Annotated in this window: 14 protein-coding genes and 3 tRNA genes; 9 read left to right on the top strand and 8 right to left on the bottom strand. The window is 71.5% G+C overall.

Annotated elements, in window-relative coordinates; genetic code table 11:
• Window positions 1–10: 10 nt before the first annotated feature.
• On the bottom strand, window positions 11–1819 hold the full coding sequence (locus tag IEZ25_RS00390; RefSeq protein WP_224748250.1) for a dynamin family protein: 1809 nt from the start codon (window positions 1817–1819) through the stop codon (window positions 11–13).
• Complete coding sequence (locus IEZ25_RS00385) at window positions 1816–2934, bottom strand: PrsW family intramembrane metalloprotease (protein WP_191197432.1); 1119 nt, start codon at window positions 2932–2934, stop codon at window positions 1816–1818. The genes IEZ25_RS00390 and IEZ25_RS00385 overlap by 4 nt, the downstream gene beginning before the upstream one ends.
• Before the next feature lie 116 nt (window positions 2935–3050).
• Here IEZ25_RS00385 and IEZ25_RS00380 point away from each other — a divergent pair, with 116 nt between their 5' ends.
• Entirely contained in the window at window positions 3051–4445 is a 1395-nt protein-coding gene (locus IEZ25_RS00380; RefSeq protein ID WP_318151961.1) for an aminopeptidase P family protein, read from the top strand.
• Complete coding sequence (locus IEZ25_RS00375; RefSeq protein ID WP_318151960.1) at window positions 4438–5607, top strand: methyltransferase domain-containing protein; 1170 nt, start codon at window positions 4438–4440, stop codon at window positions 5605–5607. Before IEZ25_RS00380 ends, IEZ25_RS00375 begins: the two co-directional genes overlap by 8 nt.
• A gap of 3 nt (window positions 5608–5610) precedes the next feature.
• Here IEZ25_RS00375 and IEZ25_RS00370 read toward each other — a convergent pair whose 3' ends face one another.
• On the bottom strand, window positions 5611–5946 hold the full coding sequence (locus IEZ25_RS00370) for a hypothetical protein (RefSeq protein ID WP_191197431.1): 336 nt from the start codon (window positions 5944–5946) through the stop codon (window positions 5611–5613).
• Window positions 5947–6322: 376 nt separating this feature from the next.
• Here IEZ25_RS00370 and IEZ25_RS00365 point away from each other — a divergent pair, with 376 nt between their 5' ends.
• Window positions 6323–7714, top strand: coding sequence for a dicarboxylate/amino acid:cation symporter (locus tag IEZ25_RS00365; RefSeq protein WP_191197430.1), 1392 nt, complete (start codon window positions 6323–6325; stop codon window positions 7712–7714).
• Window positions 7715–7796: 82 nt separating this feature from the next.
• Window positions 7797–7870, top strand: a tRNA-Arg gene (locus IEZ25_RS00360).
• 120 nt (window positions 7871–7990) lie between these two features.
• Here IEZ25_RS00360 and IEZ25_RS00355 read toward each other — a convergent pair.
• Window positions 7991–9001 carry an adenosine deaminase gene (locus tag IEZ25_RS00355; RefSeq protein ID WP_318151959.1) on the bottom strand — a complete coding sequence of 337 codons (1011 nt, stop codon included), beginning with the start codon at window positions 8999–9001 and terminating at the stop codon, window positions 7991–7993.
• A 13-nt stretch (window positions 9002–9014) separates the two neighbouring features.
• Window positions 9015–9806 (bottom strand): DsbA family protein, encoded by a 792-nt coding sequence (locus IEZ25_RS00350; protein ID WP_191197429.1) that lies wholly within the window; start codon window positions 9804–9806, stop codon window positions 9015–9017.
• Between the two features lie 126 nt (window positions 9807–9932).
• Between IEZ25_RS00350 and orn the strand changes: the two genes are divergently transcribed.
• The 5 genes from orn to IEZ25_RS00325 all read left to right on the top strand — a co-directional run bounded on the left by orn (window position 9933) and on the right by IEZ25_RS00325 (window position 15217).
• Window positions 9933–10577 (top strand): oligoribonuclease, encoded by a 645-nt coding sequence (gene orn / locus IEZ25_RS00345; RefSeq protein WP_191197428.1) that lies wholly within the window; start codon window positions 9933–9935, stop codon window positions 10575–10577.
• Between the two features lie 47 nt (window positions 10578–10624).
• A tRNA-His gene (locus IEZ25_RS00340) sits at window positions 10625–10700 on the top strand.
• 93 nt (window positions 10701–10793) lie between these two features.
• Complete coding sequence (locus tag IEZ25_RS00335; RefSeq protein ID WP_191197427.1) at window positions 10794–12362, top strand: phytoene desaturase family protein; 1569 nt, start codon at window positions 10794–10796, stop codon at window positions 12360–12362.
• A 73-nt stretch (window positions 12363–12435) separates the two neighbouring features.
• Window positions 12436–12508 (top strand) — tRNA-Lys (locus IEZ25_RS00330).
• 222 nt (window positions 12509–12730) lie between these two features.
• On the top strand, window positions 12731–15217 hold the full coding sequence (locus tag IEZ25_RS00325) for a purple acid phosphatase family protein (RefSeq protein WP_191197426.1): 2487 nt from the start codon (window positions 12731–12733) through the stop codon (window positions 15215–15217).
• Window positions 15218–15289: 72 nt separating this feature from the next.
• Here the strand turns inward: IEZ25_RS00325 and IEZ25_RS00320 are convergent, their stop codons facing one another.
• From IEZ25_RS00320 to IEZ25_RS00310, 3 genes are all read right to left on the bottom strand, one after another.
• The gene (locus IEZ25_RS00320; RefSeq protein WP_191197425.1) at window positions 15290–15433 is read right to left on the bottom strand and encodes a GPGG-motif small membrane protein; all 144 of its coding nucleotides are present in this window, start codon (window positions 15431–15433) and stop codon (window positions 15290–15292) included.
• An 86-nt stretch (window positions 15434–15519) separates the two neighbouring features.
• Complete coding sequence (locus IEZ25_RS00315; RefSeq protein WP_318151958.1) at window positions 15520–16080, bottom strand: 1-acyl-sn-glycerol-3-phosphate acyltransferase; 561 nt, start codon at window positions 16078–16080, stop codon at window positions 15520–15522.
• Window positions 16067–17437, bottom strand: a complete 1371-nt coding sequence (locus tag IEZ25_RS00310; RefSeq protein WP_191197423.1) for a flavin-containing monooxygenase — start codon at window positions 17435–17437, stop codon at window positions 16067–16069. Before IEZ25_RS00310 ends, IEZ25_RS00315 begins: the two co-directional genes overlap by 14 nt.
• Between the last annotated feature and the right edge of the window lie 24 nt (window positions 17438–17461).

Below are 17461 nucleotides of genomic sequence, written 5' to 3'. Positions count from 1 at the left end.
TGCCCCAACCCTAGGGGGCGGAGCCACCGTCGTCCGACACCCGGGGCGCCTGCGCCTCCCCGGTGCTCTGCCCGGTGGCCGTCGGGTGGGTCGCGGCGTAGCGCAGGTCGTCGACCTTGCGAGCCGCCGAGCGCATCCGCTCGGGCGCCTCGGGCGAGATCTGGAGGCTGTCGAGGACGTCGGTGTAGCGGCGCCGCTCGGAGTCGAGCAGCTCGCTCATCTGGGTCTCCAGGCGCAGCCGCGCTCGCTCGGCCAGCGACCGCACGGCCTGGTCGCCGAACACGGCCTCGAGCAGCTTCTGCCCCAGGATCGCCGAGCCGCCGGCGATGCCGGCCTCGGCGCCGGTGACGCCGGCGGTGTGGGCGAACACGACGATCATCAGGGCGACCGAGAGGCCGTTGACCCCGAAGGCGAGGAAGCGAGCGGTGGAGCGCTTGTCGGCGCCCTCGGTGCGGACCATCTCCAGCACGTCGTCCTGCCAGTCGCGCACCGCCCTCTCGGCCTTGCGCCGGAAGTCGCGCGACGCGCGGCCGAGGTCCTCGCCGGCGTCCTTGAGCAGGATCTGCCCGGCGGCGGTGCTCCGCCAGGACGCCTCGGCGCGCTCGGCGGCGGCCTCGGCGTGCTCGAGGATGAGGGTCTCGAGGCCGGACTCGACCGCGACCGTCACCCGCTCCGCCTGCTGGGGCTTGCCCTTGATGGCGTTGACGACCTTGTCGCGGATCCAGCCGACCCGGGTCTCCAGCGACTTGAGCAGCTCGCCGGTGCCGACGAACTCCTGCCACCGCGCGAGCACCTCCCCGCGCAGCAGGGTGCCGTCGGCGGACGCCTCGGAGACCGCCTGCACCGCGCGGTCGTAGGCCTCGCCCGCGTCCTCGCGCAGCCGGCGCACGGCGTCGACCTGCTCGGTGGCGGCGTCGGCGACGGAGTGCGTACGCCGACCCAGCGTGCGGATCGCGCCCTCCAGGGTCTGCTGGACGACGGACGCGCGTGCGTCCTGGTCGTCGGCCAGCGCCTGCAGCCACTGCCGGATCTCGATGACCGACGACGAGGGCAGCAGCCCCATCTCGGAGACCTCGCCCTCCTCGACGCTGAACAGCGGGGAGTCCTTGAGCCCACGGCTGGCGAGCATGCGCGCCAGGTGGGTGGAGATCGTGGTGACGGCGTCTGGCGGGGTGCGGTCGAGGACGATCGCGACGGCCGCCGACCGCTCGGCCGCCTTGCGCAGGAAGTCCCACGGGACCTGGTCGGCGTAGCGCGCGGCCGAGGTCACGAACAGCCACAGGTCCGCCGCGGACAACAGCTGCGCGGCGAGCACGCGGTTGCGCTCCTCGACCGAGTCGATGTCGGGCGCGTCGAGGATGGCCAGGCCGGGCGTCATCGCCGTGGAGGAGACGAGCTGGAGCGCCTCGGGGTCGTTGGTCTGGCGCTCGACGCGCTCGAGCTCGGGCAGCAGGCGGTCCTGGCCGAACCACTTCGCGTCGTCGGGGTGGTGCACCAGCACCGGCGAGCGCGTGGTCGGTCGGAGCACACCGGGCAGGGTGACCCGGGTGCCGACGAGGGAGTTGACCAGCGTCGACTTGCCGGCTCCGGTCGAGCCGCCGACGACCGCGAGCAGCGGTGCGTCGAGGGTCATCAGCCGCGGGATGACGTAGTCCTCGAGCTGGTCGACGATCTCTGCCCGCGCGGCGCGCTGCTCCTCCGCGCCCGGCAGCTCGAGCGGCAGCCGCGCCTCGGTCAGGGCGCCTCGCAGCCGCACCAGGGCGGTGACCATGGCGTTGGTGGCGTCGGGAACCCGTCGCTCTTCCTCGTGCTCGCTCATCGGGTGGGTACCACCTGTCCGGGGAAGGAGATGTAGGGGCGGATCCGGCGCAGCTCCTCGACGTGCTCCTGGCCGCGTGCGGAGAAGTCGCTCGGTGCGGTGCCGCGGAGGTAGCGGTGGTGCAGGAAGCCGAGCTCGATCGCGGCGGCCTGGTAGGTGCGCATGCCTCGCTCGCCCTCCGGGCCACCCTGTCGACGCGCCCACTGGCGGGCCTGGCGACGGGCGGAGAGGTCGACCAGCCAGGGGATGTCGGTGGCCGGGAGCAGGCCGCGGTCGGCGGCGTCCTGCAGGGCGTGGGTCAGCAGTGGCCGCTCGGAGCGGCGCCGGTAGACCGCGAAGGCGACGACCGCGAGGAACGCTGGGAACATCAGCGTGGCGTAGACGGCGAAGAAGTGTCCGGTGCCCGAGAGGGTCGAGGAGTTCCAGAGTCCGTGCAGGAAGGCGGCGATGGCGAAGCCCGCCAGCGGCGCCAGCACCCGGACCGACCAGCGCCGCGAGGCGATCGCCAGGCCCACCCCGATGCCCGTGAAGACCGTGAAGAAGGGGTGCGCGAACGGACTGATCAGGCACCGGATGACGAAGGTGCCGGTCAGCGCCTCGGTGCCACCCGGGCCGATGCCGTCCGTGCCGTCGTAGGCGGCGGCGAGGTAGAGGATGTTCTCGGTGTAGGCGAAGCCGATGCCGACCATGCCGGCGTAGACGATGCCGTCGAGGATGCCGTCGAGCTCGTGGCGGCGCCACCACAGCAGCAGCAGGAGGAACGCACCCTTGGTGGCCTCCTCGGTGACCGGGGCCACCACGGCGAGGCTGTCGCGCTCGCTGGCGCCACCGGCCATGCCGATGCCCTGGAAGACGAGGGCGGCGGCGGTGGCGACGAAGGCGCCCCACAGCAGGCCGGCGACGAGCAGGCTGCGCGGCTCCGGCTCGTAGCGGTCGAGCCACATGAAGCAACCCACGAGAGGGCCGACCGGGACTGCGGCGAGCAGCGCGGCGAGGGCCAGCGATCCGGGCGCCCCGGACAGGGCGACCACGAGGGCCATCGCGAGGGCGCCGAGCAGCACCAGGATGCCCACCACGACGGTGAAGGCAACACTGTCGCGACGGCCTCGGTGCATGCCCTGACCCTAACGGAGCAGCGACGACCGTCACGCTCCGGCGCACCCCCACGGGCGGGGGCCACCTGCCTCGTGCGACCTCGTGCGCGAGCCTGCGCCCGACGTACAGTGACCGGGTGAGCGAGCCGACTGCCGAGACCCCCGCCGAGACCGCCCAGAGCACCGAGCCGAGGACCGAGTCGCACGACCCGGCCGTGCCCGCGGCCTACGCCGCGTTCATGCGTGAGGGCTGGGGCGAGCGTCCGCTCGACGTGCCCCGGCACCCGGTGGCCGACCTCGCCGGCGCGCGCCGCGCGAAGCTCGCCGAGGCGTTCCCCGACGACCGGCTCGTGCTCCCCGCCGGGACCTACAAGGTGCGGGCCAACGACACCGACTACCGCTTCCGCCCCGACACCGCGCACACCTACTTCAGCGGCAACCAGACCTCAGACGCCGTGCTGGTCGTCGAGGACGGCGAGTCCGTCCTCTACGCCCGCCCGCGCTCGGAGCGTGACACCGACGAGTTCTTCCGCGACCGGCAGTACGGCGAGCTGTGGGCCGGTCGCCGCCCCTCGGCGCAGGAGATCTCCGACTCCCTCGGCGTCGAGGTCCGCCACGTCAAGGACCTGCCGTCGTGGGACGACGACCGCAAGACGCGTGACGTGACGACCGACGAGGACCTCGCCCGAGTCGCCGACGAGCTGCGGCTGGTCAAGGACGACTGGGAGATCGGTGAGCTGCAGGAGGCCTGCGACATCACCGCCCTGGGCTTCGAGGACTCGGTCCGCGACTGGGACCGCGTGCTGGAGTTCGGCGAGCGCTGGATCGAGGGCACCTTCTTCCGCCGTGCGCGTGCGATGGGCAACGACATCGGCTACGACTCGATCTGCGCGGGCGGCTCCCACGCGACGACGCTGCACTGGATCGACAACACCGGCTCGATCCAGCCCGGCAAGCTCGTGCTCCTCGACATGGGCGTGGAGGGCCACAACCTCTACACCGCCGACGTCACCCGCACGCTGCCCGTCGACGGCACCTTCACCCCGTTGCAGCGCGAGCTCTACGACCTGGTCCAGGCCGCGCAGGAGGCCGGCATCGAAGCCGTACGCCCCGGCGCGCCGTTCCTGGCCGCGCACAACGCGGCGATGAAGGTCATCGCCCACGGGCTGGAGGACATGAAGCTGCTGCCGGTGTCGGCGGAGGAGGCCCTCGACCCGGAGTCGAAGGTCTACGCCCGCTGGACCCTGCACGGCACCTCCCACATGCTCGGCATGGACGTCCACGACTGCGGTCGCGCAGCCGCCGACCTCTACCCCAAGGGCGACCTCACCGAGGGGATGGTGCTGACCGTCGAGCCGGGCCTCTACTTCCAGGAGGACGACCTGCTCGTGCCCGAGGAGCTGCGGGGCATCGGCATCCGCATTGAGGACGACATCCTCGTGACCGCCGACGGCAACCGGAACCTCTCCGCCTCGCTCCCCCGCACGTCGGCCGACGTCGAGGAGTGGATGGGGCGCCACATCGGTGGGTGAGGTGCGAGGAGCGCCGGCGACGAGCCTCGACGCCACTGACGGCCACCTCCGCTGCCACCACTACGACGCGTTCCGCTGCCGCTCGTGCACCCTGCTCGAGGTCCCGCGTCCCCGGCAGCTCTCCGACAAGGAGGCGCACGCTCGGTCCCTGGTCGACGCCCCGGTCTGGCTGCCGACCGTCGCGGGCCCCGGAGCGGCCTTCCGCAACAAGGCCAAGATGGTCGTCGGCGGGGGCGCGGAGGCCCCGACGCTGGGCATCCTCGATCGTGACCTCGCCGGCATCGACCTGCGTGACTGCGGCCTGCACTCCCCCGGCCTGCGGTCGGCGCTCGAGCACGTCGCCGCCTGGATCAGCCATGCCGGCCTGACGCCGTACGACGTCGCGGCGCGAGCAGGCGAGCTCAAGCACGTCCTGCTGACCGAGTCGCCCGACGCCGAGCTCATGCTCCGTCTCGTGGTGCGGTCGACCGCGCTGGAGGCGCGGATCCGCTCGCGACTGCCTGCGCTGCTGGACGCCGTGGCGGGACTGCGGGTCGTGACCATGAACATCCAGCCCGAGCACAAGGCGGTGCTCGAGGGCGACCGGGAGATCGTCCTCACCGAGGCCGCGGCACTGCCGATGCGGCTGGCGACCGGGGTGACGCTGCGGCTCGGGCCGAGGTCGTTCTTCCAGACCAACACGTTCGTCGCCGAGGCGCTCTACACGCAGGCACGCACCTGGGTCGACGAGCTGCCGGACGTCGGGTCCGTGTGGGACCTCTACTGCGGGGTCGGCGGCTTCGCCCTGCACCTCGCACGTCCCGGACGTGACGTGCTCGGCATCGAGGTGTCCGCCGACGCCGTCGACGCGGCCACCGTCACGGCGGCCGACCTCGGCGTGGCCGCGCGGTTCGTCGCCGCCGACGCGACGGCGTACGCGCTGGCCGCGCGGACGGCTCCCGACCTCGTGGTCGTCAACCCGCCCCGGCGCGGGATCGGCGCCGACCTCGCCGGGTGGCTCGAGGACTCCGGCGTCGACCACGTCGTCTACTCGTCCTGCAACGCCGAGTCGCTGGCTCGCGACCTGGGGCTGATGCCCTCGCTGCGGCCGGTCCGGGCGCGGGTGCTCGACATGTTCCCGCACACGAGCCACTACGAGGTCGTCGCGCTGCTTGCCCGGTGAGGCTCAGCCGCGACGGACCTTCGGGCTGCGGCCCATGCTCGTGATGCTCAGCCCGCCCCAGAAGGCGTCGTCAGCCCAGCTGGCGAGGTTGGCCGAACCGTCGGGCTGCGGGGTGACCCGGATCCGGTTGGCGCCTGCGGCGACCTGGACCCACCTCGGGGAACCGATGCACGAGGTGGGGGCTGACGCGACCAGCGTGCTCGCGGCGACGTCGTAGCGGGCGCGGACCGTCCGGCAGGGCTTCGGTCCCGCGATGACGGTGCCCTCGTCGTCGAGCACCGTCACGATGCCGCGGCCCGGAGGCAGATCGGCCCTCGTCCGACCCCGGTACACGGCCACGCTGAGGTCGTACCGGCCCTCCGGTGTGGAGGCTCTTGGCGTGCGCCGCAGCGGGCACGAGGAGGACGGCGGGCACCAGCGTGGCGACGGGGCGCGCGGAGAATCGGATCACGCGCGAACCCTGGGGTCCGCGCTGCCCGGCCTGTGACGGCAAACACGGAATCGAGAGGATGATCCTCCGGTTGAGCCGGACGTGTGCACCCTCCTGGCTGTCCCCACGACCGTGGGTGAGCTGCTGACGCAGCGTCGAGCCGTGGACCTCGCACGCACCCAGAGCGCCCTCTGACGACTCTCGCGCCGCCGCCCGACCTCCCCGTCCCCACGTCGGCGGCACCCGTCACGTCGTGGTGTCGCTTCGAAAGGTTATCTTTCCAGTATGAATACTTCTGTTAAGGCGCCGGAGCAGCGCACCCGCCGCTTCGCGCTTCCCTCGTTCGGCGTGCAGGTCCTGATCGGACTCGTCCTCGGCGTGGTCCTCGGCCTGGTCGCCCGCAGCATCGGCGCCGACGGCGTCGACGCCACGACCGGCGAGGTCGATCCCAACTGGCTCACCGAGACCCTCAGCACGATCGGTGGCACCTTCGTCACGCTGCTGCGCGCCGTCGTGCCCCCACTGGTGTTCTTGGCCATCGTCGCCTCGATCGCCAACCTGCGCGAGGTCACCGGAGCGGCCCGTCTGGCGTGGAAGACGCTGGTCTGGTTCGCCACCACTGCGCTGATCGCCGTGTCGATCGGCATGGTGCTCGGCCTGGTGCTGCGCCCGGGAGACCACACCAGCGTCAGCGCCGACGCGGCCACCGCACCGTCGTCGACCGGCTCCTGGCTCGACTTCCTCAACGGGCTCGTCCCGTCCAACGTCCTCGGCCTGTCCGGCTCGGCGGGCGACGACGGCAGCGTGTCGATGTCGTTCGACGTGCTGCAGATCCTGGTCGTCGCCATCGCTGTCGGCATCGCCACCCTCAAGGTCGGCGAGGCCGCCGACCCGTTCCTCACCTTCGTCCGCTCGGCGCTCGCCGTCGTGCAGAAGGTGCTGTGGTGGATCATCCTGCTCGCCCCGATCGCCACCGTCGGCCTGCTCGGCAACGCCGTCGCCAGCTACGGCTGGGACGCGCTCGGCTCGCTCGGCATGTTCACCGTCGCGATCTACGTCGGCCTGGCCCTCGTGCTGCTCGGCGTCTACCCGGCGCTCCTGCGGCTCAACGGCCTGTCGATCCGGCAGTTCTTCTCCGGGGCCTGGCCGGCGATCTCGCTGGGCTTCGTGTCGCGCTCCTCGATCGGCACCATGCCGGTCACCCAGTCGGTCACCGAGCGCAACCTCGGCGTCCCGCGCTCGTACGCCTCGTTCGCCGTGCCGCTCGGCGCCACCACGAAGATGGACGGCTGCGCCTCGATCTACCCGGCGATCTCGGCCATCTTCGTCGCGCAGTTCTTCGGTCTCGACCTGTCCATCACCGACTACGTGCTCATCGCCTTCGTCTCCGTGATCGGCTCGGCGGCCACCGCCGGGGTCACGGGCGCGACCGTGATGCTGACGCTCACCCTGTCGACGCTCGGCCTCCCGCTCGAGGGCGTCGGCCTGCTGCTGGCGATCGACCCGATCCTCGACATGGGCCGCACCGCGGTCAACGTCGCCGGCCAGGCGCTCGTCCCGACCATCGTCGCCAAGCGGGAGGGCATCCTCGACCACGAGGCGTACGACGCCCCGCGCGGGCGTGACGCCTGGCGCGAGGACGCCGAGACCCGCGAGCCGGCGACGGCCGCTGCCTGAGGTCGGTGCTCGACGTGTGATGGTGGGGTTGCCCGGGTAGCCGCACCATCGCCCGTCCGGGGCTGGGATACTGCTCCCGCCAGCCCCCGTAGCTCAGCTGGATAGAGCGAGAGACTTCTAATCTCTGGGCCGCAGGTTCGAGTCCTGCCGGGGGCGCCCACCTCTTCCCGACACGCCCCGCAGCCTCCCCGGCTGCGGGGCGTCGTCACGTCAGGATGTGGCCAGGCCCCGCCACGTATGAGGTTGCGGGGCCGCACACATTTCCCGCGACGGGCGTCAGCCGGCGTAGGCGTCGATCTCGCCGCGGATCCGCGTCTTGACGTCCTCGGGCGCGAAGGACGCGGCGACCGCCGCCCGGGCGAGGTCGGCCACGCCCTGCTCGTCGAGGTCGAGCAGACCCGCGGCCACCTCGTAGTCGTGGTTGAGGGTCGTGGAGAACATCGGCGGGTCGTCGGAGTTGATGGTCACCGCGACCCCGGCGTCGACGAACGCACGCAGCGGGTGGTCCTCGATCCGGTCGACCGCGCGGGTGGCGATGTTGGAGGTCGGGCAGACCTCGAGCACGACGTCCGTGTCAGCGAGGTGGGCCAGCAGGTCCGGGTCCTGGGCGGCGGACGTGCCGTGGCCGATCCGCTCGGCACCGAGCAGGCGTACGGACTCCCAGACGGTCTCCGGCCCGGTGGTCTCGCCCGCATGGGGGACGGAGTGCAGGCCGGCGGCCCGCGCCCGGTCGAAGTGCTCGGCGAACTGTGCCCGCGGCACACCGATCTCCGGTCCGCCGAGGCCGAAGCCGACCAGGGCGTCGGTGCGGTGCTCGAGGGCGTACTCCAGCGTCGCGTCGGCGGCCGGGATGCCCGACTCGCCGGGGATGTCGTAGATCCAGCGCAGCACGAGCCCGAAGTCGCGCTCCGCCGCCACGCGCGCGTCCTCGATGGCGTCGGTGTAGTCGCGGATGTGGATGCCTCGCACCACGGACGTGTACGGCGTGCAGGTGAGCTCGGCGTACCTCAGCTGCTGGCCCTCGGCCATCTCGCGCGCCACCTCGTAGGTCAGCAGCCGGACGTCCTCGGGCGTGCGGACGAGATCGACCACGGCGAGGTAGACGTCGATGAAGTGGGCGAAGTCGCGGAAGGTGAAGAAGTCCCTGAGCTCCTCGAGGTCCGAGGGGACCCCCGCTGCCGGGTGGCGCGCCGCGAGCTCGGAGACGATCCGCGGCGACGCCGACCCGACGTGGTGGACGTGCAGCTCGACCTTCGGGAGGCCGGTGATGAAGTTCTGGAGGCTCACGCCCCGCAGTGTGTCAGGAACCGCCCGCGCCGCCGGTGCCGGCGAGGATCTCGTTGGCGAGGTCCTGCATCGTCTGACCCGTCGCGCGCTGGCCGTCGATGAGCACGGTCGGCGTCGCCGTGACGTCCGCCTTGCCGGCGGCGTCCGCGGCGGCGTCCACCCAGCCCTCGAAGGCCATGTCCTCGATGCCGGGGCGCACGTCGGCCTCGGTCGCGCCCGCCTCGACGGCGAGATCGACGATGTCGTCGGTGCTCGGGTACGGGCCGCGCTCCTCGGGCTGGTTGGCGTAGAGCAGGTCGTGGAACTCCTTGGCCACCTCGGGACCGGACTCGTTCAGCACCACGGCGAAGGCGTTGGCCGCCTCGGGCGAGTAGTCGCTGACGCGCGAGAGGAACGGGATCGGGCGGTACTCGACCTTGACCTCGCCGGCCTCGATCGCCGCGTTGAGCTGGTCGCCGACGGTGGCCTCGAGCTGTCCGCAGAACGGGCAGAGGAAGTCCTCGTAGATGACGATCGACTTCGGGGCGTCGTCCTCGCCGACGACCAGTCCGTAGCTGGCCGAGGCACCCTGGGGCGCGGTGTCCGGCTTGTCCGAGCCGAGGTTGGTGACGAGGAAGTAGCCGCCCACGAGGAGGACGAGCACGGCGGCGACGATGCCGAAGCGCGACATCTGCTGCTTGCGCTTGGCAGCCTTGCGCCGCTCCTCGGCGAGGGCCTTGGCCCGCTCGTTGCGGGACTGGCGCTGCTCCCGCCTGGCCTGTGCGGCGGCCTTCTCCTCGGGGGTCCTGCTCTTCTTCTGCGCCATCGAGCTTCCTTCGTGCGTGCGGTGGTCGGGGTCGGTGCGACTCCTGAAGATTAGGAGACGAGCCTGAATCGAGACTGAGAGCGCTGCCCGCCGCGGTGTCGGCACCGGTGGGTAGGGTGGCCGTTCGTGAGCGACAGACTGGTGTGGATCGACTGCGAGATGACCGGCCTCGACCTGGGCGCCGACGCCCTGATCGAGGTGGCCGCGCTCGTGACGGACTTCGAGCTGAACGTCCTCGGCGAGGGCATCGACGTCATCATCAAGCCGTCCGACGCCGCGCTGGAGCAGATGGTCGAGTTCGTCCGGAGCATGCACGAGAAGTCCGGTCTCCTCGACGAGCTCGCCGGCGGGACGACGCTCGCCGACGCCGAGGAGCAGGTGCTGGCCTACATCAAGGAGCACTGCGCCGACGGCAGCCGTCCTCCGCTGGCCGGCAACACCGTCGCCACCGACCGCGCCTTCCTGGCCCGCGACATGCAGGCGCTGGAGTCGTTCCTGCACTACCGGATCGTCGACGTCTCCTCGATCAAGGAGCTCTCCCGGCGCTGGTTCCCGCGGGCCTACTTCGCGGCGCCGACCAAGCGCGGCAACCACCGCGCCCTGGCCGACATCCAGGAGAGCATCGAGGAGCTGCGCTACTACCGCGAGGCCGTCTTCGTGCCCCAGCCGGGTCCCGAGAGCGCCCAGGCGCGGGAGATCGCGGCCCGCCACGGCGGCCAGCTGACGGGCCTCGGTCCGGACACCGGCACCAATTCCAGCTCCACGGACTGAGTGCCCTACACTTCTCGTCGTCCTCGCGTGACGCGCGAGCAGACATGGTGGGTATAGCTCAGCTGGTAGAGCGCCGCCTTGTGGTGGCGGATGTCGCGGGTTCAAGTCCCGTTACTCACCCCAGGTGAGTCGAGGCCCTGACCGGACGGTCAGGGCCTCGACCCGTGTCAGGCACCACCCGCGACCGCGACTCTGATCACGGTCTACGTTGGGTCGATGCACCCCGGGAAGAGCAGCTATGACGTCGTCGTGGTCGGCGGCGGTCACAACGCCCTGGTGAGCGCGGCCTACCTCGCCCGCGCCGGCCTGTCCGTGGTGGTGCTCGAGCGCCTGGGACGCACCGGCGGCGCCGCGGTGTCGGTCGAGCCGTTCGCCGGCCAGCCGGCCCGGCTCTCGCGCTACTCCTACCTCGTGAGCCTGATGCCCGAGCAGCTGATGGCCGACCTGGGCCTCGACATCCGGCTCGCCTCACGCACCACCGCGTCCTACACCCCCTGGACGCGCGGCGAGCGCACCGGCGGACTGCTGGTGGAGCGCCCGGAGGGCGGGGCCACGCGCCGGTCGTTCGGCGACCTGACCGGGAGCGACGAGGAGTACGCCGCCTGGCAGGCGTTCTACGACGAGGTGGGCGGCCTGGCCGAGGCGGTCGCCCCCACTCTGATGCAGCCGCTCCCCCTCGAGCGCGACCTGCGCGCGCTGGTCGACGAGCGGGTCTGGCGTGACGTGGTCGAGCAGCCGCTCGGCCACGCGATCACCTCCCGCTTCACCGACGACACCGTCCGCGGCGTGGTGGCGACGGACGCGCTCATCGGCACCTTCGCCTCGATGGACGATCCCTCGCTGATCCAGAACCGCTGCTTCCTCTACCACCTGATCGGCAACGGCACCGGCGAGTGGCGGGTGCCGATCGGCGGCATGGGTGCCGTCACCGACGCCCTGGCGGGGGCCGCCGTCGAGGCCGGTGCGGAGATCGTCACCGGCGCCGGCGTGAGCCGGATCGACGCCGGCCCGGACGGCGCCGAGGTGACGTGGCACGACGGCGAGCGCGACCACACCCTCACCGCCCGCCGGGTGCTCGCCGGCGTGGCGCCGTGGGTGTTGCGCATCCTGCTCGGCGAGGGCGAGGACCCGGAGAGCAAGCCCGCCGGCTCCCAACTGAAGATCAACTTCCTCCTCGACCGGCTGCCGGCCCTGAAGTCGGGCGCGGACCCGGCTGTCGCCTTCGCCGGCACCCTGCACCTCGCGGAGGACTACACCCAGCTCGAGAGGGCGTACGCCGATGCGGCCGCCGGCCGGGTGCCCGACCCGCTGCCGGGCGAGGTCTACTGCCACAGCCTCACCGACCCCTCGATCCTCGGCGACCGGGCCGGGTCGGCGCACACGTTGACCTACTTCGGGCTCCACACGCCGGCCGGAATCTTCGACGCCGACCCCTCGGCCCGTGAGCTCGCCACGCAGCGCGCGCTGGCCTCGCTGAACGCCGTGCTGGCGGAGCCGATCGAGGACTGCCTGGCCACGGACGCCGACGGACGGCCGTGCCTCGAGGCGAAGATCCCGCAGGACATCGAGAGGGACCTGGCCATGCCCGGGGGCCACATCTTCCACGGTGACCTCGAGTGGCCGTGGGCGCCCCACCGGGCACGCCTCGAGACCCCCGCGCAGCAGTGGGGCGTGCAGACCGAGCACGACTCGGTCCTGCTCTGCGGGTCCGGCGCACGACGCGGCGGAGCGGTGTCGGGGCTGGGTGGCCACAACGCCGCCCAGGCCGTGCTCGCCGACCTGTGAGACTCGGTCCACGTCCGCGACCTCGATTTCGTCTGCCGGTCACCACGGGGTAGTGTTCTTCTTGCTTCACCACGCGCCATTAGCTCAATTGGCAGAGCAGCTGACTCTTAATCAGCGGGTTCGGGGTTCAAGTCCCTGATGGCGTACAGAAGCTGAGAGCCGGTCCTTCGGGGCCGGCTCTTCGCATGCCGGCCGAGCCCGACCTCATCCTTTGGTCGGATTCTTCGCCTTCTCAGGCGTCAGTCGCACCCACGTCGCCCGGCGTTCACGGCCAGGTCGCGTCCGCGCCACGCTCTTCCACTCCGATGCGCCTGGACGGTGTGCGCCGTCCCCCACGCCTCGGCGCGGGCCGCCCGTGAAAGGGAATGATGAAGCAACCCCTGGCCCCCTCCGGCCGACCACGACGTCGCCTCACCGCGATCCTGGCCTCCACCGGCCTCGTCTCGACGCTCCTCGCCAGCACGGCGCTGACGAGCTCGACGCCGGCCACCGCCGCGCCGTCGACCGATCCCCTGATCAGCACGGCCGGCACGACCTGGCGCTACCTCGACGACAACACCGAGCCGCACCGCGGCGCCGCCGAGGTGCTGTCCTGGACCGGGTCGGCGTACGACGCCACCGACTGGAAGTCGGCCACCGGCTCCTTCGGGGCGATCCGCGGCCAGCTCGGATCCGTCAGCGGCTACACCCCGAGCACGCTGCTCAACCAGTACGTCGACGGCTCGTCCGCCCCCAACGTGCCGACGTTCTTCTTCCGCACCACGTTCGACGTCGACGCCGCGACCATCACCGGGATCAGGGGCCTCGCCGCCGAGGTCGTCTTCGACGACGCGCTGCGGGTCTACGTCAACGGGGAGCGGGTGTTCAACGACGTCGACGAGCGGGCCACCGACACGACGAAGAACCTGCAGTACGCCGGCAACGGCGGTGGCGCGCCCGTGACGCGCACCTTCACCGTCTCCCCCGACGCCCTGCGGCCGGGCACCAACACCGTCGCGGTCGCGCTCTACCAGGACCGCGAGACCAGCAGCGACATCTACTTCGACTTCAAGGAGCTCGTGCCGGTCCTGACCGAGCCGGTGGCCGCACCGCCGTCGCGGGTCATCCTGACCCCCACCGAGGACCCGACGCGCTCGCAGTCCTTCTCCTGGCAGGCCGGCAACGAGGGCGAGACCGTCGCCCGCGTCCAGCTCCAGCCGACGGCGGGAGGGTTGACCCGCACCCTGCGCGGCTACCCGCAGGGCATGGTGAACAGCAACCCGCTCGAGCACTTCTCCGCCACCGTCGCGGGACTCGAGCCCGGCACCGAATACCGCTACCGCGTGGGCAACCCCACCGCGTACAGCCCGTGGTACACGTTCACGACGGCGGACCCGTCGGTGACCGACTTCTCCTACCTCTACTACGGCGACGCGCAGATCGGCCTCGACTCCACGTGGCCGAAGGTGGTCGAGCAGTCCCTGGCCACCGCGCCCGACGCGATCGGCTCGGTCCACGCGGGCGACCTGATCGACACCGCCAGCAACGAGACGCAGTGGGTGAACTGGTTCGAGGGCATGGAGACCGCGGCCGCGACCAAGAACATCATGGCCGCGCCGGGCAACCACGAGTACTCCGGTGATCGCTACCTCAAGGCGTGGAAGGCCAACTTCGAGTACCCGCTCAACCAGCCCACCACCGAGACGATCGGCGACCTGGTCGACCTCGCGAAGGGCGAGGGCGACGTGGCCGCCCAGTACCGCGCCTACTTCGACCACTGGTCGGAGTTCGCCGCCGAGACCGTCTACTTCACCGACTACCAGGGCGTCCGGTTCATCACGGTCAACGCGACCCGCGACACCGGCTTCCTCACCCCCGAGAAGCTGCCGACCTGCCAGGGCACGACCTGCCCGTCCACCAAGGTCGCCGAGCTGTGGACCGAGTTCCAGGCCGCCTGGCTCGACCACGTGCTGACCACGACGAAGTCCAAGTGGAACGTGGTCACCTTCCACCAGCCGGTCTACTCGACCAGCTCCGGTCGCAACGAGCCCGTGCTGCGCAAGCACTGGGTGCCGGTCTTCCAGAAGCACAACATCGACCTCGTCCAGATGGGCCACGACCACACCTATGCCCGCGGCTACAACAACGAGGACCGGACCGCGGAGCCCGGCATCACCGACGGCCCGGTCTACATCGTGTCCAACTCGGGAGCGAAGCACTACGACCTCGAGACCGACGCGCGCAACGTGTGGACCCTCAACGGGGCGACCCAGGTGCTGCGCGGCGCCGGCGTGACGACGTACCAGGTCATCGAGGTCTCGCAGGACCAGCTCGTCTACACGTCCTACCTGGCCGAGAAGACCGCCGACGCGACGACGGACCTGCCCGTCGGCGCCGTCTACGACCGCTTCACCGTCACCAAGACCGACGACGGACGGAAGTGGGTCACCGAGGCCGGCGTCGAGGCGCCCGTCCCGCCGGCTCCGCCGACGGTCGAGCCCACCGAGCAGCCGGTCGTCGTCCCGCCGGGAACGGTGCCGCCCGTGACGGTGCCGCCGGTCGTCGTGGCCCCGCCGGTGCTCCCGGCCATGGTGCAGACCGACGTCCGCCCCCGGGTCTCCCGGACGCGGGTCGGCAAGGCGCCCGTCCTCCGGGTGCGTGCCACCGCGAGCGGCACGGTGCGCATCACCGCGACCAGGGGCAAGGTGAGGATCGTCCGCACCGTCGCGGTCACCGACGACTCGGTGCGCAAGGTGCGGCTGCCGCGCACGCTGACGAAGAGGACCGGCAGGCTGGTCGTCCGGCTCACGCTGACGCCGGCCGCGAGCACCGACCTCCCGTCGCGCTCGACGCTCCACACGGTCGTGCGCCGCTGATCCTGGGCATGCCCACAAGCGAAGAGCCGGTCCGTGTGGACCGGCTCTTCGTGTCAGGACATGCGGGTGCAGCTACTTGAAGATGCTGTATCCGCCCGGGCCGACCGCGAGGCCGACGATGATGAGGACGATGCCCCAGAGGAGCTGTCCCCGGACCAGCGAGACGATGCCGGACACCACCAGGATGACGGCGAGGATCCACAGCAGGAAAAGCATTTCGTGCTCCCTTCGGTTTCACCTTCAACCTAGCCCGCGAACACCCCGTCCCAAAGCAGGCGACACCCGTGGCGAGGCACCACTTCTCACCCCTCCTCGCGCAGCCGCGGCGGGGTGAAGCCGTCGGGCTTGAACCCGGTCTTGTCGGCGTAGAAGTCGCGGAGCACGTCCATGTCGGCGCCGACGTCACCGGTCGGGTGGAAGGTCGGTCCCCAGCCCACGGTGCGCGAGGGCGCGTCGAGGAACGCGAGGGTGATCGGGAGCCCGGTCTGGCGCGAGATCCGGTAGAAGCCGGACTTCCAGTACTCCCCGCGCGAGCGGGTTCCCTCGGCCGCGATCCCGAGGAGCCAGGGGTCGCCGCCCTCGGCCTCCTCGAGCAGCTGCTTGATGGTGGCGGCGGGGTTCTTGCGGTCCAGCTCGACCGCACCGGTCCTCCTGAGCAGCCAGCCGAGGGGGCCGACGAACAGCTCGCGCTTGACCAGCAGCTTGATGGTGATGTCGTAGCGCCAGGCCAGCAGGAGCGTCAGCACCCAGTCCCAGTTGGAGGTGTGCGGGGCGCCGACGAGGACGCCGCGGGTGGGCACCTCGCCGACGGTCTTCCAGCGGACGGCTCCCAGCACGAGGCGGGCGAGGTTACGACGAAGCACGGGCACGACCTTCCTTGCGTTCCCGCTCGAGGTCCCACAGGTAGTGGTCGAAGTCGACCTCCATCGTGTGGCGCGGGGAGGAGTAGAAGTGCCGGGTGTTGCGGCGGTGGTCGGCGGCCATCTGGTCGCGGACGACCTCGTCGGACGGCGGCACGTAGCCACCCGTCAGGGTCTCCGCGATCCACGACGACTGGGCCTCGGCGATGGGCATGACCGCACCGATCGCCTGCACCAGACCGAGGAAGTACAGGCCCGGCAGGTCGGGGTGCACGGTGCGCTTCCACAGGGGCAGGTCGTTGTCCTCGGCGGACACCAGCGCGGGATCGAGGAACGGGAAGGTGACGCGGTAGCCGGTCGCCCACACGATGAGGTCGGCCGGCGCGCTGCTGCCGTCGACGAAGACGACCCGGTCGCCGTCGAGCCGCTCGATCGCGGGACGCGCGCGCACCGCCCCGGCGGCGAGCCGCTCGCGGATCCGCTCCGACTGCACGGGGTGCGACTGCCCGGGCTTGTGGCTGGGGGCGGGCAGGCCGTACTTCGTCATGCTCCCGGCAGCCGTCGCGCCGATCCGCAGCCGGGCGGCGGTGACCCACCACGGCAGCCATCCCGGCAGCGCCACCTGGTCGCTCGGCCTGCCGAGGACGAACTTGCGGAGCACCCACTCCGTACGTCGCACCGACCAGGTCGTCGTGCGTGCGCGGGTCGACGCCTCGACGGCGATGTCCATCGCGGAGTTGCCCGCACCGACGACCACGACGTCGCGGCCGGCGAGCTGCTCACCGGTGCGGTAGTCGTGAGCGTGGATCTGCTCGCCGTCGAAGGTGCCGGGATAGGCCGGTTCGGGCCACCGGGCGTCCCAGTGGTGACCGTTGGCCACGAGCACCGCGTCGTAGGTCCGGGTCGTGGTGCCGCCGGGCCCGCTGGTGCGCACGTCCCAGCGGCCGTCCGCGGCGCGCGAGACGTCCTCCACCGTGGTGCCGAAGGCGATCGTGTGGCGGAACCCGAAGTGGTCGACGTACTGCTCGAAGTAGGCGCGGACCTGGTCGTGGCGGGCGTAGGGCGGGTAGTCGGGCGGCATCGGGAAGTCGGAGTACGCCATCCGCGGGCACGACGTGTTGATCTCGAGGGTGTCGTAGCAGGCCGAGGTCCCGTTGGAGTTGTCGAGGACCCACGTGCCACCGATGTCGTGGCCCTGCTCGAAGCAGTCGAACGGGACGCCGGCGAGGTAGAGGTGCTTGGCCGCGGCGATGCCCGAGGACCCGGCGCCGATCACGCACGCCCGCGGGAGCGACTCGTCGACCGGCACCCGAGCGGTCACCGCAGGGGCGCGGTGGGACTGCTTCACGAGGTAGGCCATCGGCGCTCCTGGGTGGGTGGGACG

This window comes from Nocardioides hwasunensis (assembly GCF_014779665.1).
Taxonomy (GTDB): Bacteria; Actinomycetota; Actinomycetes; order Propionibacteriales; family Nocardioidaceae; genus Nocardioides; species Nocardioides hwasunensis.
The sequence above is the reverse complement of the archived record's forward strand: the minus strand, read 5'-3'. Positions and strand labels throughout refer to the sequence as shown.